20 protein-coding genes are annotated in these 20311 nt (G+C 35.3%); 8 read left to right on the forward strand and 12 right to left on the reverse strand.

Annotation, left to right across the window (positions count from 1 at the left end; all coding sequences use genetic code 11):
* Window positions 1–5: 5 nt before the first annotated feature.
* The 4 genes from QWY88_RS03200 to QWY88_RS03215 all read right to left on the reverse strand — a co-directional run bounded on the left by QWY88_RS03200 (window position 6) and on the right by QWY88_RS03215 (window position 3716).
* On the reverse strand, window positions 6–713 hold the full coding sequence (locus QWY88_RS03200) for an efflux RND transporter periplasmic adaptor subunit (RefSeq protein WP_304543987.1): 708 nt from the start codon (window positions 711–713) through the stop codon (window positions 6–8).
* Complete coding sequence (locus tag QWY88_RS03205; RefSeq protein WP_304543989.1) at window positions 706–1944, reverse strand: TolC family protein; 1239 nt, start codon at window positions 1942–1944, stop codon at window positions 706–708. Before QWY88_RS03205 ends, QWY88_RS03200 begins: the two co-directional genes overlap by 8 nt.
* A complete protein-coding gene (locus QWY88_RS03210; RefSeq protein WP_304543991.1) occupies window positions 1945–2538 on the reverse strand; it encodes a TetR/AcrR family transcriptional regulator in 594 nt (197 codons plus the stop codon).
* A 107-nt stretch (window positions 2539–2645) separates the two neighbouring features.
* Complete coding sequence (locus QWY88_RS03215; protein ID WP_304543993.1) at window positions 2646–3716, reverse strand: ADP-ribosylglycohydrolase family protein; 1071 nt, start codon at window positions 3714–3716, stop codon at window positions 2646–2648.
* Window positions 3717–3874: 158 nt separating this feature from the next.
* Between QWY88_RS03215 and QWY88_RS03220 the strand changes: the two genes are divergently transcribed.
* Complete coding sequence (locus QWY88_RS03220; RefSeq protein WP_304543995.1) at window positions 3875–4084, forward strand: hypothetical protein; 210 nt, start codon at window positions 3875–3877, stop codon at window positions 4082–4084.
* Between the two features lie 12 nt (window positions 4085–4096).
* Here the strand turns inward: QWY88_RS03220 and QWY88_RS03225 are convergent, their stop codons facing one another.
* Both QWY88_RS03225 and QWY88_RS03230 read right to left on the reverse strand, forming a co-directional pair.
* Window positions 4097–4291, reverse strand: coding sequence for a YwbE family protein (locus QWY88_RS03225; protein ID WP_193112704.1), 195 nt, complete (start codon window positions 4289–4291; stop codon window positions 4097–4099).
* A gap of 2 nt (window positions 4292–4293) precedes the next feature.
* Window positions 4294–5148, reverse strand: a complete 855-nt coding sequence (locus QWY88_RS03230) for a hypothetical protein (protein WP_304543998.1) — start codon at window positions 5146–5148, stop codon at window positions 4294–4296.
* 161 nt (window positions 5149–5309) lie between these two features.
* On the opposite strand from QWY88_RS03230, the gene QWY88_RS03235 reads away from it, so the two are divergent.
* The 3 genes from QWY88_RS03235 to QWY88_RS03245 all read left to right on the forward strand — a co-directional run bounded on the left by QWY88_RS03235 (window position 5310) and on the right by QWY88_RS03245 (window position 8766).
* Window positions 5310–5936 (forward strand): arylesterase, encoded by a 627-nt coding sequence (locus tag QWY88_RS03235; RefSeq protein WP_304544000.1) that lies wholly within the window; start codon window positions 5310–5312, stop codon window positions 5934–5936.
* Between the two features lie 477 nt (window positions 5937–6413).
* Window positions 6414–7259: a hypothetical protein gene (locus QWY88_RS03240; protein ID WP_304544002.1), complete on the forward strand. Its 846-nt coding sequence runs from the start codon at window positions 6414–6416 to the stop codon at window positions 7257–7259.
* A 106-nt stretch (window positions 7260–7365) separates the two neighbouring features.
* Window positions 7366–8766: an MBL fold metallo-hydrolase RNA specificity domain-containing protein gene (locus QWY88_RS03245; RefSeq protein WP_304544004.1), complete on the forward strand. Its 1401-nt coding sequence runs from the start codon at window positions 7366–7368 to the stop codon at window positions 8764–8766.
* Here QWY88_RS03245 and QWY88_RS03250 read toward each other — a convergent pair.
* Both QWY88_RS03250 and QWY88_RS03255 read right to left on the reverse strand, forming a co-directional pair.
* Window positions 8741–9262: a tyrosine-type recombinase/integrase gene (locus QWY88_RS03250; protein ID WP_369811211.1), complete on the reverse strand. Its 522-nt coding sequence runs from the start codon at window positions 9260–9262 to the stop codon at window positions 8741–8743. The two genes, QWY88_RS03245 and QWY88_RS03250, sit on opposite strands and share 26 nt — an antisense overlap.
* Window positions 9235–9672, reverse strand: a complete 438-nt coding sequence (locus QWY88_RS03255) for a phage integrase N-terminal SAM-like domain-containing protein (protein ID WP_304544006.1) — start codon at window positions 9670–9672, stop codon at window positions 9235–9237. Before QWY88_RS03255 ends, QWY88_RS03250 begins: the two co-directional genes overlap by 28 nt.
* 314 nt (window positions 9673–9986) lie before the next feature.
* On the opposite strand from QWY88_RS03255, the gene QWY88_RS03260 reads away from it, so the two are divergent.
* The 3 genes from QWY88_RS03260 (at window position 9987) to blaOXA (ending at window position 12321) form a co-directional block, all read left to right on the forward strand.
* A complete protein-coding gene (locus QWY88_RS03260) occupies window positions 9987–11009 on the forward strand; it encodes a hypothetical protein (protein WP_304544008.1) in 1023 nt (340 codons plus the stop codon).
* Window positions 11010–11113: 104 nt separating this feature from the next.
* Complete coding sequence (locus QWY88_RS03265) at window positions 11114–11497, forward strand: hypothetical protein (RefSeq protein WP_304544010.1); 384 nt, start codon at window positions 11114–11116, stop codon at window positions 11495–11497.
* A 65-nt stretch (window positions 11498–11562) separates the two neighbouring features.
* The gene (gene blaOXA, locus QWY88_RS03270; protein ID WP_304544012.1) at window positions 11563–12321 is read left to right on the forward strand and encodes a class D beta-lactamase; all 759 of its coding nucleotides are present in this window, start codon (window positions 11563–11565) and stop codon (window positions 12319–12321) included.
* A gap of 135 nt (window positions 12322–12456) precedes the next feature.
* Here blaOXA and QWY88_RS03275 read toward each other — a convergent pair whose 3' ends face one another.
* Together QWY88_RS03275 and QWY88_RS03280 are read right to left on the reverse strand one after the other, a co-directional pair.
* The gene (locus QWY88_RS03275) at window positions 12457–14241 is read right to left on the reverse strand and encodes a YgiQ family radical SAM protein (protein WP_304544014.1); all 1785 of its coding nucleotides are present in this window, start codon (window positions 14239–14241) and stop codon (window positions 12457–12459) included.
* Between the two features lie 91 nt (window positions 14242–14332).
* Complete coding sequence (locus QWY88_RS03280; protein ID WP_304544016.1) at window positions 14333–16111, reverse strand: cation:proton antiporter domain-containing protein; 1779 nt, start codon at window positions 16109–16111, stop codon at window positions 14333–14335.
* A 133-nt stretch (window positions 16112–16244) separates the two neighbouring features.
* Between QWY88_RS03280 and QWY88_RS03285 the strand changes: the two genes are divergently transcribed.
* A complete protein-coding gene (locus tag QWY88_RS03285; protein WP_304544020.1) occupies window positions 16245–17915 on the forward strand; it encodes an AMP-binding protein in 1671 nt (556 codons plus the stop codon).
* A 12-nt stretch (window positions 17916–17927) separates the two neighbouring features.
* Here the strand turns inward: QWY88_RS03285 and QWY88_RS03290 are convergent, their stop codons facing one another.
* Together QWY88_RS03290 and QWY88_RS03295 are read right to left on the reverse strand one after the other, a co-directional pair.
* Entirely contained in the window at window positions 17928–18857 is a 930-nt protein-coding gene (locus QWY88_RS03290; RefSeq protein WP_304544022.1) for a manganese-dependent inorganic pyrophosphatase, read from the reverse strand.
* A 27-nt stretch (window positions 18858–18884) separates the two neighbouring features.
* Entirely contained in the window at window positions 18885–20309 is a 1425-nt protein-coding gene (locus QWY88_RS03295; protein WP_304544024.1) for an ATP-binding response regulator, read from the reverse strand.
* Between the last annotated feature and the right edge of the window lie 2 nt (window positions 20310–20311).

Genomic DNA, 20311 nt, shown 5'->3' on the forward strand with positions numbered 1-20311 from the left:
TTTACCTATTTACTTTGTGTAATGATTGTACCGTCACCAAAAAGGCCAACCATAAGATCTTTTGCTTTTACCTCAGCCTGCACTTTACGGTTGTTCTTGTTTGCCAGTGGATATATTTTTGAGATAACGCCCGTATATACTGTATCTTCCCCATCTATCTTATACTGAAATTTATTACCCACTTTTACATCTTTGTAATATTTTTGATCAAACTCTAAAACAAGTTTTCTCTCATGCTTGCTTTGGATCTTAAATACGGTTTTTAGCATCATCCCGTTTACCGTATCACCCACTTCTATCTCTTTAAAAAAGATCACCCCGTCAAACGGAGCACGAAGATATGTTTTATCAAATAGTGACTGTGTATAGTCCAGCTTTGCTTTTGCACTCTCATACTTTAAAGCATACGCATCAAACTCAGAGGCATCGATCAGGTTTTTAACCTTTTGCTGTCTTTCATAATCTTTTTGCGCATATTTATAAACAACCTTTGCACTCTCAAGATTTGCTTTTGCATCTCTGTTTTCTAAAGAAGCTAAAACCTCTCCTTTTTTAACAGTGTCTGAGATATCTACGTTGACACGCTCTACTATTCCGCCTGCATCAAATGCCAGTGATGCACTTTTTTGTGCCAAAACATTAAACGTTGCATACACTTCGCCTGCCGATAAACTCATAGCAAGACCAACTAAACCTATAAATATCTTATTCATCTAAAAACTCCTCTAAATTTTTTCCGTTGTAAAAGTAATATAAAGCATAGGCAACCTCTAAGTTGTTTAACGCTTCGTTATATGTAGCTTCAGCTTCCGTATGTGAACTCAGTGCATCGAGATACACCACATTATCTACGATCTTGTGGTTATATTTTTCCGTAATTGTTTTTAGGGCACTTTTTGAAGCTTTTAGTGCACTCGCAGCACTGGCAATGTTTAACTTTGCCGTTTTAATGCGCTCATGTGAAAGCTCAATGTTTATCTCTTGCTCTTTTGTTTTGTACGCTATCTCACTCTCTAAAGCTTTTGCCTGTAAAACCAGTGCCTCTTTTTGCTCAGCTAACGTTCCAAAATCAAACAAACGGATATTTGCACTTAACATCAGCGTGTTTTGATTATCTAAAAGAGGTATAGGCTGTCCATTAAATAATGGTTTATCCTGATACCCGAAAACACTATACGTATCTTCCAACTTTACTTGTGGATAGTAGTAACTGTCTATAGTTTCAGAACCGTTTATAATAGAGCTTTTTTGGTATTTCAGTGCTTCGATACTATCTAGCTGTTCGCTCTCTTGAGTCAACTTTTTAAAACTTGATGCTTCAAAACCGTTTATATCTTTTCCCACTTGCAGTTGCAACTGTTTTTTAAGTGAAAGGATCTCAAACTTTAAAGACTCTATAGCATAGATGTTTTTATCGTATGCCGATTGCAGTCTGTCTACATCATCGCTTGTTGAGAGTCCCGCTTCAAAAAATCTTTGTACTCTTTGTAGTTGAGCATTAACCGCTTTTGCAGCTTCTTCACGTGCAATCAGTGTAGCTTCCAAACTCTTAAGCGTATAAAAATTTTGTACAATCTGCAGGGCTAGACTCTTTTTACTTGCTTCATAGATAGAACTGCTTGAGCTTAACTCATCCTCTTTTTGTTTTTGTGTATAGTATTTTGCCCCGCCGCTATAAAGGTCAAGTGACAACTTTGCATAACCTGAGTATGTAGTCCCGGGTGAAAACGGTTGCGGGTCATCATTTCTCTGATAGTTCGCTCCTAAATCAAGTGTCGGAAAGTAAGCGCTTTTACTACTCTCTAACTCCTGAGATTTTGCATCTTTTTGTAAAGATTTTGATTGCAGCAAGTCGTTGTTTTGTTTTGCATATACGATCAAATCTTTTAAAGATTCGCTATACAAAAACAAAGGAACACTTAGCAATAACAATGTCTTTTTCATCTACTTCACCTCCAATAAGCTAAATACAGAGTCAATAAAGAGGTTAAACTCCTCTTCTAAATCATATATGGTTGTACTCACTACATCAGTAACATACATCCCTTTTCCAACTACAAACAAACCTCGAGACAAGTTGATCGCATCAGGAGACAACTCACCTTTGTCTATACCCTCTTGTATGAGAGATTCAAACCACTCATAATAGGTAGAGATGCTATTACTCTGAAACTCTATCATCTCCTCAGTCGGAGTCATCAAAGAGATCGCTGTAAACTCTTTATACATCTCTCTGAGTTCATAATCCTCTTCACTGTAAAAGAACTCTGAAAACTTTTTAACTTTATCTCTTGTACTCTCTACACTTTCAAGCTTTTTAGTAAGAGCTATACGGTGTTCTTCCATCATAATAGTAATGATCTCAAAAACTATCTCTTCTTTACTTTGAAAATACTCATATATAGTCCCCTTGCCCACTTTCGCAGCTTTTGCAAGGCTTGATACCGTTAATGTATTGATATTGTTTTTTACAACCATATCTTTACATGCAAGGGCAATATCACGCTTTTTTTGCTCTTTATCTACAATTCTAGCCATATATTTTTTCCTATTTAAAAAATGACTGACCGTCAGTCAATTAAAAAGAAGTATAGTTTTTTTTCACTTAAAGGGCTCTGAGGAAAAATATGTAGAGATAAACTACACTAAATTAACAAAGCTAATTTGCTTGATAGTGCTAATACTTCTTCTTTCTCATTCAAACCATCAATAAATTTTTTTGGAATACCGTTTATACCCACTTGAGCACCAACTAATGCACCCGTCAAAATTGATCTTGCTTGGTTTTGACCACCGCCATTTAGAGCATGTAAAATAGCAGATTCAAAATCATTTTGAAATCTAGATGCAAGATAATAACTTGCAGGTACAATATGATATATAGCGCAAGGCATCCCATACACAAGAGATGCTTTCCATGCAGGCTCTATAGTAATATCGGGATCATTTGCAGCTTGTGCTATACAAGAGGGAGTAAGCAAAGCATCCGGAGATGCAAATAGTCCAATATTGGAAGGGTCTTTACTTCCTGTTTTAGGAGGCTGTAGATTATTTGATGTTACAGTATGAAAAGGAAGGTCACCACTTTTTACTAATCTCATTAGTTTAGTAGAGATATCTTTATCAAGCTTTTCTCCTTGTATTAGCTGTGCTAAAATTGCTCCGTAGGCTACTGTAATAGATCCTACTATATCATCGACCTGTGTCAAAAAAGTGTTGTTCGAAATTGATCTTGCAAGCTCTTTTGGCTCAAAAGCATATCGTACAGCTAAAGCTAATGTCCGCTCAATTGCCTCAGTAGTATCTGCTCTACTTCCAACCTCATCCCAAGATAACTTTTGTTCAATCCTTTGTCTGTATATTTCTCTAATAGATTGAGATGTATATCCTCCAGGACCACTAATAGGAGTGCCATCTATTTTAGAAAGAAGATCTTCATCGAGTTTTTTACAAAAGTCTTTTTGATCATATCCACCTTGATCTATGATGGAGCGAATCATTAATTTTAGTATATAGCCTGATTGAGAGAAATTACCTGCTTTTTCATTTTCATGATATCTCCCTTTTTTAGGTTCAGTATAGTAATCTATCCATTCTCCATAATCTTGATGGAGTTGCTCTAGATCATAATACCAATGAGGTCCTAAAGCTAATGCATCACCAATAAATGCTCCTATTATCGCTCCAACTGCTCTCTCTTGAACTGTAATTGACATTCCAACTCCTTGATATTGAGTTCTAACATGACATATTGTAGCAAGTCTACATAAAAACAGTAAAGTATTTCAAATGTGGAAAATAGATGCAAAAATATAGTAAAATTATCTCAATAGATTAAATTTGTATAATTTACAATTTCATAATGGTATAAAAGATGGCAAAGAAAAAACAAAAAAGTGTAGAACTTAAAAATCAGAATATAACTTTCAGTCTTGAAAACAGAGATTTCGAAGTGATCCGCTTTTACCCTGCAAAAATGACATTGGATGTGATGATTTTTGAAGACAATATTAAACAAGGTATACAAGAGTTTCCTTTTGCACACCTTCCTCGCAATATAAAAAAGCTAGTTAATCCAAACTAAGAATAAAAAACTTTATGAATGAATTATTTTAACTCTTCCAATATGTCCACTGGTTAATCTTACTTTGATGCCATGTGGGTGTGTCGCAGAATTTGTAAGGATATCTTTTACAACTCCTTCTGTCAATTTACCACTTCTTTGGTCCTGCTTTAAAACAATACTGACATTACAACCTGATTTTATATCTGCTCTTCTTTTTCCGTCCATTCTTATTTTTCACCATCTTTTTTCGAGGCTTTTATCATGAACGTACGTGGCTTTCTCTTTGGTTGTGCAAATTTATTGTCGGAATTACGATCGTTCTTCTTGCTGTCAAAGTCACGTTTTTTATCAAACGGCTTTCTTTTTTTATGCTCACTCTCAGAACGTTCTTTATTATCATACTTTTTCTTATCGCCAAAAGGTTTTCTGCTGCCTTTCTCATCCGAAGATTTTTTGTCATAGTCGGATTTGTATCTCTTTGCAGATTCGGCACGGCGAGACTGATACTCTGCACGTTCTTCTTCGGTGCGGACCGTTCCGTCTTTATGATGATTACGCTGACGACGCTTGGTGGGATCTGACGATTTGCCAAATTTTTTCTTTTCATAGCGTGGTTTTTGATCACGTTCCGAGTGGTTTTTGAAAGTACGTTCAGTTCGCTTTGGAAACTCTTCTTCAACTGTTTTAACAGGCTCAAACCCCTCTAAATATTTTTGCGGGATAGTCCGACCTAACATTGTTTCGATCTGGTAAAGCAGCTGTGATTCCTCTGCAAGCAGCAATCCAATAGAAAGCTCTTTAGCACATGACAAACGCTTAATGTACTGCAATGGTTTTTCAGGAAGATTAGCATGGATGATGAGATCAAACTGTTGTGCATCTACGTCCATTATTTCATCATCGGTCATGACGGTAATATTTTCAACCTCTTCTAGCGAGAGGTTCTCCTGCTGTGACACTGCAATAAGAATAGACTTATCGGCATAATGTGAAATGAGCTGTGTCAGCATCTCTTGCTTGCGTGAAGGTTCAGAGTGATATAGCCAGTGATTGTTGCGCTTAATGGTAATGGAAGATAACATGGATGTCCTTAAAAAATATCTCTACAAGTGAGATAAACGAATATGGAATTATAGCTGGATTATTAAGAAATAACTGCAGAACAACTAATTCTTATATAATCCATTTTGGGATAAAATTGGTAACAGTCTATTCATACAATTAAAAAGGGTTCTAAAATCACATGAATATTATCCGTCTTCTCTTTTTTCCATTAGTGCTTCTAACAATACTGATGATCTTTGTGAAAAGCGGAGATGATACAGATAAACAACCTTTATCAAAAGAATCGATTATCCTTGCTTTTGGTGACAGCTTGACCGCTGGATATGGAGCATCTAAAGGTAAAGACTACCCTTCACAACTTCAACGTCTTAGTGGCATAAAGGTTATTAACGCCGGTATATCTGGAGAAGTTTCTGCTGATGGTTTAAAGCGGCTTCCAGAGTTGCTTCAACAGTATAAGCCTCAAGTGGTCATACTTTGTCACGGGGGTAATGATCTGTTGCGAAAAAAATCGATGCACCAACTACAAGAGAACCTTCGTCAAATGATAATTCTAATTCAAAACAACGGTGCTGAAGTACTGCTTGTCGCTGTTCCTAATTTTGGTTTATTAGGCTTCTCTCCACTGCCACAATATGAAGTTCTTGCAGATGAGTATGAACTTATGTTTGCCAAAAACGTACTAAGTGATGTTTTAGGGACAAACCAACTAAAAAGTGACAGGATTCACCCTAACGATCAAGGTTATAAAGTGATGGCTGAACGTTTTCATGAAATTTTATTGGATGAAGGCTTACTGAATTAACGCATAAAACTTAAAATAAGACATTTATGAAATAGTTAATTAATATCTGAAGTATAATTCTATTTTAACTATAATCATTAACGAATAATTACTAAGGACGTAAATATAGATACAAATATTAGTAGCTTATTAGATCTTCTTGAAAAAAATAAAGATCTTATAATAGAAAACTATCATAATAAGCAGGATCAATTTTTAATCGATAAATCACTTGTTTTAAAATTATATTCTTTATCGAAAAATAAAAATTTAATTGAATCAACTTTAAAAGAATATCTTGAGCTAAAACAAAGTGATCTTATTTTTTATAAAAAAGGGTTTATTTTTATAAAAATTGTAAAAGAGGAAAAACGAAAGAAGATTACCAAACAAGAAACAGGAACACGAGCCGAACGGTATAACGGAATTAGTGAAGAGGAATTAGAAGAATTTCATAAAGAGTTCTTTTTAGATGAGGAGCGTAAAGACTTCTTTTTAATGATCTCCCAAGAGTTTGTTCAAAATTATTTCCATACTAATAAAATTAATAATATTGACTATGAAAAGAACGTGTTTAAATATATTCAAAACATAGTTTTAGAACATCTGGTAAAGCTTTATGATAATAGTGATGGATTCTTTACAGGTTTCTCAGGTTATCTTTTTAGACAAAACTTTAAGACTGTATTTGAGCATATTGCAGACTTATTACTAGAAGCGGTCAGTTTATCTAACAATTCAATAATTGAGTTTTTAAACTATTATACTTCTGGAATTATTGTTTTAGACGGTATCAAGTACAAGGTTCCATCAATTGAAGTTGAAAATGGTAATACCTTAAAAATAGTTTCCATTTTACCTATTATAAAGGTATATTTTAAAGCAAACCACACTATAGTTGAACTACAAAAAGAGATAGACAAAGTTTCACTTGAGCTTAAAAAGCTTTATATTGGACATAAAAGTCCCGTAGCATTTAATACTAATATTTTAAACTCTATTGAAAATATTAAAGTTAAAATAGGTACAAAAACAAAAAAATTAAAATCACGTTATGACTCCATTGAAAAAATACCTAATACAACCTTACGTTTACAAAAAAACAGGGAAAAAAATAGTTTATTATTAGAAATAAAAAAACTTAACAAAGAAATTGAAATGCTTAATAGTAAGATTGTTCAAGCAAATGTAATCAAAAAATATATAACTTTAAAATCTAAAATGGATTCTCTTGTAAGACATAAAAAAAACCAAGAACAAGTTCTTTCTCAAGTTGATAGTAAATTTACTACTGTAAGAGATGCTCTTGTTAAGGCTCTTATATCTAAGAAAAAAAGAGTTTAAATAACAAATTTCTTCGCTTGTTTAACTAACTTATCAATAGGCTTTTGCAAATTTAAGAATTGAGGGCGTATAATCTATATAGTAAATCATATATAAAGGATCTGCAATGGCAGTGGTAAGATCGTACGGTGCTACAAAAGAGGTGACTGGTTCATGCCATGTTCTTGAGATTGATGATGTAAAAATCATGATAGACTGCGGGATGTTTCAGGGGGAAGAGGAAGAGAAAAACAAAGATTCTTTTTATTTTGAACCTTCCACTATAGACTACATTTTAATTACCCACGCACACCTTGACCATATCGGGCGTATCCCTAAACTTGTAAAAGAGGGATTTACCGGAAAGATCTACGCAACTGCCGCAACTATGGAGTTAGCGGAGATTATCCTTATAGACAGTGCTAAGATCATGAGTGAAGATTTTCAAACACGCTACAGAAAAGCGCAACGTAGAGGTCAAAGCAAAAAGATTGACAAGCCTTTGTATGATCCTATTGACGTTCAAGAAACATTTGAGATGGTCGAATGGGTGAACCCTGAATATGACCAATACTACGATCTGTGTGAAGGGATCAGTTTTGTCTACCGTAATGCCGGGCATATTTTAGGTTCTGCTTTTATAGAGATCTCATACATGGAAGATAACGATTCCCGCTCTATAGTTTTCTCGGGAGATATCGGGAACAACAACGACTTAGTCCTCCCCCACTTGGCAAAGTGCAAAAAAACAGATGCACTTTATGTTGAGACAACCTACGGAGAGAGGGATCATCAGCCCATAGAAGCGACAATACAGGAGTTTAAAGAGACTCTTTTGGCAACTTTAGACAGAGGCGGAAATGTTTTAATCCCCTCTTTTGCCTTAGAACGCACACAGGAACTCTTATGTATATTAAGAGATATGTATGAAAAAGGTGAACTGCCAAAGTGTAAAGTATTTTTAGACTCACCGATGGCTACACGCGCAACTCAGGTCTATAAACAATTTGCCAGAGAATTAATACCAAAGTGTCAGGAAAACATCAAAGAAAACGGCAGTGTTTTTAATTTTGATCTCCTTTCATATACAGAAACGCCTGAAGCATCAAAAAGCATTAATGACGTCAAAAGTCGTGCCATTATAATCGCAGGTGCAGGTATGTGTAACGGTGGTAGGATCGTACACCACTTTAAACACAGGATCTGGGACAAAAACAATGCAATTATTTTTGTAGGCTTCCAGGCAGAAAGGACTCTTGGACGTGAGATAGTTGACGGAGCACAATGGATCAATGTTTTAGGGGAAGACATAATAGTCCAAGCATCCGTTCATACGATCAACGGCTTTTCTGCTCATGCAGATAGAGACGGGATTTTAGAATGGATCGCTGATATCAAGAATCTAAAAAAAGTATTTTTGGTACATGGGGAACTAGAGAGCCAAACAGCCTTTAAAGAGACACTCAAAGAGAAACTAAACCTTGATGCGCATATTGTCTCTTTTAAAGAGGAAATAATCCTTGATTAATAATTTTTGGACTAACAACCTTGGACTTGTTCATCTCTGCAACGACGTGAGTATATATCATCGTCGTTTCAACACTTTTATGCCCAAGCAGCTCTTGTATACTTCTTAAATCTATTCCCGCTTGAAGTAGATGCGTTGCATAAGAGTGTCTAAAAATATGTGAAGTTACCCTTTTGTTTAGATTTGCTTTTTGAGATGCTACTTTTATATTTCTTCCTAATGTTTGTGGATGTATATGATGGCGTCTTTGTTCTTTAGTTCTTGGATCAGTAGATATATTTTTCATAGGAAATAAAAACTGCCATTTTGTTTCAAATTTTGATTTTGGATATTTTCTCTCTAGTGCATATGGTATATAAACACTTCCATAACCATTATCTAAATCTTGTTTATGAAGATTTGTAACTAACTCAATTTGAGAAATAAGCTGTTGCTTTAATTTTAAAGGTAATGGAATTGTCCTGTCTTTTAACGACTTTGAATCCCAAACATATATCTTATCAAACCCAACATTCTAAGTCCACAACCATACATCAAGTGAACAACTAAACTATACTCCATCGGTATATTTTGCAATACACTTTTAACCTCCTCTTTTGTCAAAACAACAGGTATATGCTTTCTTTCCTGTGCTCTTAGTGCCTGAATGTTCCACTGAGACATATCAACACCTAGAACTTCTTTATATAAAAACAACAAAGCACTAAAAGCTTGGTTCTTCGTAGTTGGTGAAACTTTGTCTTTTGTAGCTAACTTAGTTAAAAAGGTCTCTATCTCATACTTTCCCATCTCAACGGGATGCTTTTTATTATGAAAAAATATATAGTGCTTTATCCAATGCACATAAGTTCTTTCAGTTGAATAACTGTAATGTTTAAACCTAATCTTATCCCGAACTAAATCCAATAGCTTTTTTTAACTTTCATTTTTAATCCTTCGCTTAAGTAACATTTTGTAAGTTATGTAAAATATTTGCGAATTAACTTACAAAATGTGATTTAATTTGAATATACAGTATTAAACGAACACTCAAACTTTAATAATTCTATGGAATTTTTCTCTTTTTCATCAAAAATATAACAAATTGACATACATTGAACAAAATTTAGCTTTTTAACACACAAATAATATGTAAGTTATTTATGTGATTTAAAGTTATTTTACATATAATGTGATTGAATAAATAGTTAGCAAGCTAAGATCACGCAGGAAAAGCAGATATGAAAGTAGTAACTGAAGAGCATGGAAAAGTTCACCATGGCGAATCCAAAGCTGGAATTGTGATACATAATTTTTTAAGTCATTTCGATGAGACTTTTAATAAATCTAGCTATGTCTTATTTTCTGACTTCTTCAAAAAGAATGGAGATATATCAAAATGGATGATTTTTAGTGACTACGTACTCAATGATAAGAATAAGCCAAATGATGTAATAACATTTTCCATCCTTCCGTATGTAAGTGATTTTGATAAGCTTGGAGATCAAATAAATACATTATCCTTCAAAGATATAAAAAAATTAAAAAGGGTAAATGCAGAGTTTTTAAAATTTATCAACAAAAGTGAGATTTTGAATATATCGGTAATCTTAGATAAAAATATGGTACTGGATCCGTTTAGTGAGCGCGAGGCTCTAAAAACGTGCTACAAAACGGCTCTCAATCAAGTAGATTGTTGGATAGAAAATGAGGGCCAAAAAGAAAACTATTTACGCTTAAAAAAAGCCTATAACATTATGCTTGATGAGGTTTCAAAGAGTGGGGCAAACTTGAGAAATATAAGGAATATTGAAATAGTCTCAAATTTGGTTGCGTATATAACATTTCAAGTTTGCATTTCGTCAAAGATTGATATTATTGGTTGGTTTTCCGATAGAGACTCTATGCTAAATCACAAGAACGGAAAGTTCTCTATGCCAGTGATCTTTGACTTAGCTTATAATTTATTTCATGTTCTAATGTCATCAAAAGATGAAGATTATTTGGAAAAATTCGTTTTCGGATTGCCTGAACAGACAGGTAATCTATGGTATGACTCATTCAATAGAATACCAGATCTAATTGCTGCAACGCTTGCTGACTATGATTACAAAAATAATCTTTGTGGCCACAACAAGTTTATTCCCGTAATTGAGAATGTAATAACTAATAAAGAAAAGAATCTAATATATAAGATTTTTACTTTAGAAGATGGTTTTCAAGCTGCATACTTGCCTTTTACTCGACAGGAGGCCTCTTGCTAACAAATAATTGGAGAGAAATATTTGACCCTGCGGCTAAAATATTTCTCAACTCAAACGTTATCTCGGACGCTACGCATCCGAGATAACGGGGGCGCGGGCTGAACATGAAATATATAACAATATTTATTTTATTTGCTATTTTGTTAATTGGATGCTCAGAAACTGTACATTTTGAATTTCCTCAAGATGAGGATTTAAATATAAAAATTTATTCTTATGATAAAAATGTAACAGTGAAAGAATGTACAATTAAATCAAAAACAGAAAAGTTTTACCAAATAAGAAACTTCCTAAGTGAGAATAATAGAGAATGGTCTCATGAGTTTGCTTCCATTCTACCATACATTGTTGTGTCAAATTCAAAGTTCTATGTTACCTTTTCGGGACAAAGAATAATAATTCAAAGAAATAAAAGTCAATACTCGCATATAATACATGCAAATTATCATGATTTTTTGAACTGTGATTTTAAAGCTAACAAAAACTAGGAACGTAATAATTTACCCTAATGGGAAAATTATCGCTCACCACAAACGTTATATGAAAGAAAACAATGAACTTTAAAAGAGTAATTTTACTAATTAGCACCATATTAAGTCTAGCAGTTGCTCAAGACAACGATTTAGCAAGTATTTTTGATAAAAGTAAATTAAAAGGTACAATAGTTATATCTGCATTAAATAATGATATAAAATATATATACAATAATCAAAGAGCTGTAAAAGGCTATATTCCTGCTTCAACATTTAAAATAATAAATACACTTATTGCCTTAGAAGAAAAAGTTATAAAAGATGAAAATGAAATTATAAAATGGGATGGAAAAGTTCGCTCATATAGCTCTTGGAACAAAGACCAAACTTTGCAAAGTGCTATTTCAGTTTCATGTATTTGGTGTTATCAAAAATTTGCACAAGAGATAGGCAATGATAAGTATTTAACTTATCTTAAAAATATAAACTATGGTAATCACAAAACAGGTTCCAATGTGACAACATTTTGGTTAGATGGCGATATAAAAATATCAGCTGTAGAGCAAATAGAATTTTTAAAAAAGTTATATAAAAATGAATTACCATTTAAGCAACGATATATTGATATCACCAAAAAAATCTTAACAGTTGAACAAACAGAAAATTATATTATAAAAGCAAAAACTGGATTTTCTGGAAAAATTGGTTGGTATGTTGGCTATGTAGAAACAAAAAATGGAGTTTGGTTTTTTGCATTAAATGCAGACGTAACGAAAGATAAACTTAAATATAGAAAGCAAATTGTAATGGATGCTTTGAAAATGAAAAATATCATATAACTTACAGAGTACAGAAGACACATAACAAGTACGAGGGACCAATAATTTACCTTAGCGGGGAAATTATTGCTCACGACAGTCGTTATCTCGGACGCTATGTATCCATTCCTTATGGGCACTTATATATCTAAAAACTTACGAAGCAAACCCCGATCTAAAATTGTCTTTCTTAACAACGATCTCTTTTTGCTTCTCTTTTCTTTTTGTGTCTTTTTCCACAAAGATCTTCTTACGAGTTACCGGGTCCATTTCCGTGTAGTACATTACGGCTGAGTATGTCCCCGGAGTCGGTGTAAATACCTGTGCTTGTTCAGGGTTCATCTGTAACTCATCTGTCGTAAAACGTTTTAGCTCATGCATATCTTTGTCTGTACAACCAGGGTGTGCTGCAATGAGATAGTACGTTAAGAACTGCTTCTTCCCCTCTTCTGCATTGAGCTTGTCATACATCTTTTTAAAGTCGATCAGCTCCTGCTTACCAGGTTTTCCCATAAGTTCAAGTACACGTTGTTGTGTATGCTCAGGGGCAACTTTCATCTGACCCGAGATGTGGTGTTTTACCATCTCTTTTAGGTAAGAATATCCGTGTTTTTTATCGGCATTGATAAGGTCGTATCTAACACCCGAAGCTACGAACGCTTTTCTTACACCCTCAACCTCTCTTACCTGACGTAAAAGGTTAATGTTTCGGCTGTGGTCTACTTTCATAGAGCTACACAGGTGGTTTGCATCGACACATCTTTGGTGTGCACATGTTCCGAGTTTTAACTTCTTGTTACACTCATAACCGTACATATTTGCCGTTGGACCACCTACGTCTGAGATAATTCCCTTGTAGTCTTTGTACTTGTTAAAGTCTTTCGCTTCACCTAGGATGCTCTCTTCTGAACGTGTTCTAATCGTTCTGCCCTGATGCACACCAATCGCACAGAAGTTACACTCACCCCAACAACCGTGATGAGTCATGATCGAGAACTTGATAGTCTCCAAACATTTTACTTTTCCATCTTTTCTATGGTACGGGTGAAGTTCTCTTGTAAATGGAAGCTTCGAGTTTGCATCCATCTCCTCTTCGTTTAAGTAGTCACACGGAGGGGTTTGGATCAAGTATCTGCCGTCAACCTCTTCACACAGACCGTTTGCAGAGATCGGATCGTTGTTATCGTAAAAGATATCGAACATATCTATGTACTTCTCTTTATTGTCTAAACACTCTTGGTGTGACGGGAGTTGAATGTAATCGTGTACAGGCTCTTTTGAGATATAACAAATTCCGCGTATATCTCTATAGTCACGTCCCTCATCGATCGCACGAGTAAGCTGCTCTAGAGCTATTTCACCCATACCGTAGATCATAACATCCGCTTTTGAATCAAATAAAATAGGCTTTTTTAGTTTATTTTGCCAGTAATCGTAATGCGTAATACGGCGCAGTGACGCTTCGATCCCGCCAAGTACGATAGGTACCGTATTTTTAAAATAGCGTCTAATTAAGTTAGTATATACAAGTGTCGCACGATCAGGACGCTTGTTGTTTACACCGCCGGGTGTATAGTCATCTGAGTTACGGAACTTTTTAGTTGCCGTATAGTTTGAAACCATAGAGTCAACGCTTCCGCCGCTTACTCCCCAGTACAGACGTGGCTCTCCAAGACGTTTAATATCTGCATCGCTTTTAATATCTGGCTGACCAATCATACCAACACGGTAACCCATACGCTCAAGCATACGTCCAACCATCGCTACACCGATAAACGGAGAGTCAATATATGCATCCCCGCTTACCAAGATCACATCACACTGATCCCATCCGCGAGCCTCCATTTCAGCTCTGGTTGTCGGTAAAAAATCTTTCTCTTTAAATGTTACTGTATCTCTGTTTTGATTGTGTTGATTGCGGTTTTTATTACGTCTGCTCAATTTTATGCCCGGATATATAATTTTTTTGTATCATACATTGTAAATGCTTTAATTATTGCATTATTCTTTCGTTAGTTTGAACAAGTCAGCTTTACACTTCTATTTCAATTGTCTGCTTGTTTTGAATACTTTTATTTATCGCATCTTTGAGCTTTTCAAAGAGAGTTTCAACGCTATCTGTTTCACTGAGTTCCGTAACACCAAAATGGTATTTAATATCTCCGTCAAGCGCTTTTACAAACTGCTCTGCTATCTTTTGGGCTAAAAGGTGTGCGCCACCTAACGAGGTATTACTCGCCAAAACTATAAAATGACCCTCTTCCACTTTTCCAAAGTAGTCATTCTGACGAATACCTTTTTGGATGATTTCACCCGCTTTTTGAAGAAAGTATCTCTGTTGTTCCTCAGAAATCGTAGCAAAGTCAAACTTCAATCCTATAACAGAAAGCTCCACTTTATAGCGCTGTACCCTCGCTATCTCACGTGAGAGTACATCCTCAATAAAGATGCGGTTGTAAGCTTGAGAGACAGGATCTTTTTCAAGCACCTCTACTATATCTTTTGAAAGTTCAGAGAGTTGCTGATCTTTTGTCCCATTGGTTGAGGAATCACCCTCATAGAGTTTTGCAAATCTTTTGATATGAAACATCAAAGTAAAGGTATAAAGAAAGGTGCTAATAAGTACATTTCCTACAACAATAGCAGTAAAAAGGTCATAATATACAAACTTTTCCGGCAAAGAGTGCACCATAATAATGGCCAATGCACCTTTCATCCCCGAGAGCGTAAGTGCATACGTCCAGTAAAAAGGGAGTTTTGAACTAACAACCAATGCACTCAAACTCCCAAAACGGATCACGGTTGTGATGAAAAATACAATGAGAATTTCGTAGATATAATGACTCAATAATGACAAATTTATAATATTTGCTATAACGATAAAGACAACTGCATTGGCAAAGATTCCCAGAAACATCGCCTCTTTTTTATATTCTCGAAACTCATGTTTAGTAATAGCAGGGATGTGTTTGAGAAGATCAATAAAGGCATCGTAAGTTTTTACTTTGCTCGTAATTTCAAAAGTTTTAGGGTGGAGCCTATTTTCACGCTCTACCAAAATTTTAAATACTATTACCGAAACTACGATCGATAAGATCCCTGCAATATGAAAATGTTCGGCCAGCAAAAAAGAACTTATGACGATCAGATAGATAACAAGGAACTGATCAAATGGATTGCGCAACATCTTCAGAGCTAAAAAACCGAACAATGCACTTGCGCCACCTATGAAACTTGAAAGCACTAAAACTTTTAAGACTGTATAGTTGATAGAAAGAACATCAACTGAGTTCCCTTGCAAAAGCGGCAAGGCTATAAAATAGTAGAGGATCAAGGCTGTTACGTCATTAAAAAGAGATTCCGATTCCGCATAGATCTTTAAACGCTTCGGCAGAGTAAACCTCGACATAATGGCACTTACGGTAATCGCATCGGTAGCCATTAACATTGCATAGAGTGCAACAAGCATCCCGATTGTAAATCCATATTCAGGGAGCAAATAAGGTGTAACAAAAACGGCAATAGCTATGGAGAAAATAACAGATACCACGGCAAGGTAAAATATCTCTTTTGCATATTTTTTCAGCTCTTTGACCGATATGTTTAAAATATCTGGAAGTAAAATAACAGGAAGCATCAGATAAAGAACCTCGTTAAACTCCTGCTTGCTGACAGAAAAAAGTTGGGGAAAATAGAGTGAAAGGACAAAGGCATAAAAAATGGTTGCTAAAGTTGCAGGAATTTTTGTCATCTCTTCAGTCAAACGGGAAAGCAATATTATCAACAATAAAATCGTAATCAGTAAAAGCATTCTCACCCCACTTGCTTAGTTTTGATACTTAATCATACTACAAACCGTCTAAAAGCTCTTTAAAATCTCATTTATGGTTCCTTGAATATAATTTTTTTGTATAATACTTGAAAAATATGCACAAAGATTAAAAATGAATTATCCTTATGAAAACTTAGAAAATTTTACACTTAAAGCACTGCTAGATCGCTCAAATACACTTTTCGGGCAAAAAGATGTACTCTCGTTTGTAGGAAAACAGCCGTTAAAATATCGCGAACTTGATGAAAAAGTAAAAGCGATGGTAACACTGCTGAGTGAAAGAGGGATCACAAAAGGTGATAAAGTAGCACTTCTTAGTGAAAATATGCCAAACTGGGCTGTTGCCTACCTTGCTATTACATATTTCGGGGCTATTGTAGTTCCTATTTTACCCGACTTTAATCCATCAGATGTTCATCATATCATCAGACACTCCGAAGCCAAAGCTGTTTTTGTATCTCAAAAACATCTCCAGACGATCGAAGATCTCGGAAACTCTGAAATCAAATTTGTTATAGAGCTCGATACACTAAAACTTGTCGATCATCTCACAAACCATTCTTACATGGAGTTGATAAAACAAAAGTTTTCTCCAAAAAAAGAGTTACCTAAACCTGATGAAGACGGTATTGCTGCCATTTTATACACTTCTGGTACGACGGGACACTCTAAAGGGGTAATGCTTACACACAAAAACTTGGTTACAAATGCACTTACTTCATACAAAAACATTGAGATCACACCTGATGATATCTTCTTATCTATCTTGCCTTTGGCTCATACATTTGAATGTACGGTTGGGATGTTAATTCCGATGGTTCACGGTGCAAGCGTAGTTTATGTTGACAAAACACCTACTCCGACAGTGCTCTTAAAAGCTTTTGAAGTAGTTCGCCCGACAATGATACTCTCTGTACCGCTGATCATTGAGAAGATATTTAAAAATAAAATTCTTGCAAAATTCCACCACTCTTTTGCTCTGAAACATATCTATAAAGTTCCGTTTATGCGTAAACAACTGCATAAACTGGCAGGGAAAAAACTGCTAGAGACTTTTGGCGGAAGACTCAGAATGTTTGCAGTAGGAGGAGCACCTCTTGCAGGTTATGTAGAAGAGTTTCTGATAGACTCCGAATTTCCTTACCTTGTAGGTTACGGTCTTACTGAAACTGCACCGCTTCTTGCCGGAACTCGAATGGGGATGGAGCGTAAAATAGGTTCTACAGGTCTTGCGATGCCGGGTGTTGAGCTGAAAATCAAAAATCCCCATCCGTTTGACGGTGAAGGGGAAATAGTTGCCAAATCTCCTAGTGTTATGCTAGGTTATTATAAAGATGAAGAGAAAACAAAAGAGGTGTTTGATGAAGATGGATACTTTCTTACAGGTGATCTCGGCTACATAGATGAAGATGGATATCTCTTTATAAGCGGTAGAAGTAAAAACATGATTCTCGGACCTAGCGGAGAGAACATTTATCCAGAACAGATCGAATCTATTATCAATCAAGACGAAGCGGTTCTAGATGCACTTGTTATGCAGCAGGACGGAAAACTTGTCGCGAGAATTCATCTTGACTATGAGTTAATTGACAAAATGTTTGAAGCAAACCATACACCTGATGATGTTGTTAAACAAAAGATTACAGAGTATTTGGAAAATATGAGAATTAAAGTAAATACTCAGATGGCATCGTTTTCTAAGATTACAAAATTTATTGAGCAGATTGAACCGTTTGTAAAAACGCCTACGAAGAAGATAAAACGCTACCTCTATACAGAGTAGCGTTTTAATATATTATTTAAATTGAGGTTGAACGAAAGGTACTACTTGTTTCTTACGGCTAAGAACACCGTCTAACCAAGCTTTGTTGTTTTCTAGTTTAATGTCAAATGCAGCTTCTATTTTGCTTGCATCATCAGAAACTACGAAAAGTTTAGAACCCTCTTTGATGATATCAGTTAAAAGAATTAAAACAGTGTGAAGACCACCCTCTTCTTTCATCTTTTGCATATCTTCCATAATCTCGTCTTCTCTTGGCTCTAATACAGAGATATCTACCATTTCAAGCTGACCGATACCAACTTTAGTACCGTTCATGTCGAACTCTTTGTAGTCACGTGTATTTAAGTTACGAGCAGATGCACCGTCAACTGCAGATTTAGCAATGAACATATCCATAGCCATTTTTTTGTAGTCTTCAACACCACAAATCTCGCTTAACTCTTTTACAGCTTTTGTATCTACTTTTGTACAAGTCGGTGAACGGAAAATTACAGTGTCGCTTAAAATAGCAAGCATCATCATCCCTGCAATATCTTTTGGTGGTACTACACCGTAAGATTTGTACATCTCGTAGATTACCGTGTTTGAACAACCGATTGGTCTGATCCAAGCTTCTAGTGGAGCATCTGTGATAAGGTCTCCTAGTTTGTGGTGATCAGCGATACCTACGATTGTAGCTTCATCGATATCATCTTGAAAATGTGGCTTATCTGTTGAGTCGATAATAAATACTTTCTCACCTGCAACAGAAGTTTTTAACATAGGAACTTTGTCTGCATAACCGAATGTGTCTAAAATAAACTGTGTTTCCGCAGAAATATCACCTTGACGAGCTGGAATATACTCTTCATCTTCTACTTGGTTTTTTAGGTATGATAGTGAAATTGCACCTACAATAGAGTCACTATCTGGATTTTTGTGTCCAAATGCATATACTGACATAATCTAAGCCTTTAAATTTTTTTCGAATTATACACTATTCTTTAACAAATCCGGAAAATTTAATACTTTTAAAGAGATCTTGAACAACTCACGTTTTGAAAGCGGTTTTTTCAGGTGTCCTACAACTCTTGCGCCATTCTCGCTGACATGAGCATCTTTAACACTTGAATGAGTCAGTGTCACAACAGGTGCATCACTAATCTTTGCTATCACTTTAGAGATTGCATTCTCATCACTTGTAAGCACTTCTATATCTATAAGTATCATCTCATACTTTGAACGTTTAAGCTCCTCTATCGCATCTCTTGGAGTCTCAAAATGAAGCACTCGCACATGACTCTCTAAAAATGACTCAATAATAGTTTGCGCTGCATCAGGGTCACTGTCAATCACCAAAATACTCGCGCCCTCAGGAGATATTTGTGCAAAGTTTATCTCTAGTTCGTGATTCTCATGGTCTGCGCTTGGAAGTACGATCTCAATATCTGTAAGTGACAAGATAAACGTAGCACCTTTGCCGTATTCACTGTAAAACGTAAGGTCTCCATTCATCAAGTTAGCAATTTTTTTATTAAGAGAGAGTCCTAAACCGTCAGCTTCAAACATCTCAAACAGTTTTGGCTGATCCTCTTTTTTTATCCCCGTACCGCTATCTTCAACAATCACTTGAAGATTGATTGTATTGTGAGCGATATTGGCACCGTTAGGTTTTACGTAAATGTTAACATACCCTTTTTTTGTAGCACGGAGACTGTTACTTAGCAGATTATCAACAATCAACTTTACTTTACTTGCATCAAAGATTAACGACTCCGGAAGTGTTTTATCTATATCCAGAGTTAATTGTAACCCTTTTTTCGCAGCAATATTTTTATAGCCGTCTACAATAGTATTAAATAAAAAAGAGAGTTCAACGGCATTTTCATTAATATCGTAACTTCCTGCATCAATCTTTGAAAGTGCCATCATGCTATCGATCAACTCTAAAAGCTGATTACCCGATGTCAAGATATCTTTTGCGTGAGAGTTGAGTTTTTCATTTTGCAGGTCTTTAGACAAAATCGTAGCATATGCGATAATGGTTTTTACCGGAGATTTAAGGTCCTCTTTTACATTTGAGAGAAAATCGTATTTTACTTTTACAGCTTCTTGTGCTACCTGCTTGGCATTTTCAACTTTATATCTTTGTTTGTCAAGCTCATTTTCCAGATGTTCAATCTTTTTAAGTTGTTCAGAGATTAAACTAGTCTCCATCCCCTCATACGATTTTTTAGACGCATACTCTTTTTTTAAATGTGTGTCTTCGTAATGTAAGCTGAATATCTCATTTTTTAAACGCTCTATCTCTTTATCTTTCTTAGAAGCACTATGTAAAAAAGTAAGAACGACTATCACACTAAATACGATAAAAAATACCAGTATTATTACAATAGGAAGATCAATATCTACCAAAT

This window comes from Sulfurimonas sp. hsl 1-7 (genome assembly GCF_030577135.1).
Classification (GTDB): Bacteria; Campylobacterota; Campylobacteria; order Campylobacterales; family Sulfurimonadaceae; genus Sulfurimonas; species Sulfurimonas microaerophilus.

Coding starts and splice junctions, on each gene's coding strand:
- QWY88_RS03215 (WP_304543993.1), bottom strand. CDS start 3,716: ATGTCAATTACAGTTCAAGAGAGAGCAGTTGGAGCGATAATAGGAGCA.
- QWY88_RS03285 (WP_304544020.1), top strand. CDS start 16,245: ATGAATTATCCTTATGAAAACTTAGAAAATTTTACACTTAAAGCACTG.
- blaOXA (WP_304544012.1), top strand. CDS start 11,563: ATGAACTTTAAAAGAGTAATTTTACTAATTAGCACCATATTAAGTCTA.
- QWY88_RS03205 (WP_304543989.1), bottom strand. CDS start 1,944: ATGAAAAAGACATTGTTATTGCTAAGTGTTCCTTTGTTTTTGTATAGC.
- QWY88_RS03280 (WP_304544016.1), bottom strand. CDS start 16,111: ATGCTTTTACTGATTACGATTTTATTGTTGATAATATTGCTTTCCCGT.
- QWY88_RS03290 (WP_304544022.1), bottom strand. CDS start 18,857: ATGTCAGTATATGCATTTGGACACAAAAATCCAGATAGTGACTCTATT.
- QWY88_RS03245 (WP_304544004.1), top strand. CDS start 7,366: ATGGCAGTGGTAAGATCGTACGGTGCTACAAAAGAGGTGACTGGTTCA.
- QWY88_RS03240 (WP_304544002.1), top strand. CDS start 6,414: ATGATCTCCCAAGAGTTTGTTCAAAATTATTTCCATACTAATAAAATT.
- QWY88_RS03260 (WP_304544008.1), top strand. CDS start 9,987: ATGAAAGTAGTAACTGAAGAGCATGGAAAAGTTCACCATGGCGAATCC.
- QWY88_RS03230 (WP_304543998.1), bottom strand. CDS start 5,148: ATGTTATCTTCCATTACCATTAAGCGCAACAATCACTGGCTATATCAC.
- QWY88_RS03235 (WP_304544000.1), top strand. CDS start 5,310: ATGAATATTATCCGTCTTCTCTTTTTTCCATTAGTGCTTCTAACAATA.
- QWY88_RS03220 (WP_304543995.1), top strand. CDS start 3,875: ATGGCAAAGAAAAAACAAAAAAGTGTAGAACTTAAAAATCAGAATATA.
- QWY88_RS03225 (WP_193112704.1), bottom strand. CDS start 4,291: ATGGACGGAAAAAGAAGAGCAGATATAAAATCAGGTTGTAATGTCAGT.
- QWY88_RS03210 (WP_304543991.1), bottom strand. CDS start 2,538: ATGGCTAGAATTGTAGATAAAGAGCAAAAAAAGCGTGATATTGCCCTT.
- QWY88_RS03200 (WP_304543987.1), bottom strand. CDS start 713: ATGAATAAGATATTTATAGGTTTAGTTGGTCTTGCTATGAGTTTATCG.
- QWY88_RS03265 (WP_304544010.1), top strand. CDS start 11,114: ATGAAATATATAACAATATTTATTTTATTTGCTATTTTGTTAATTGGA.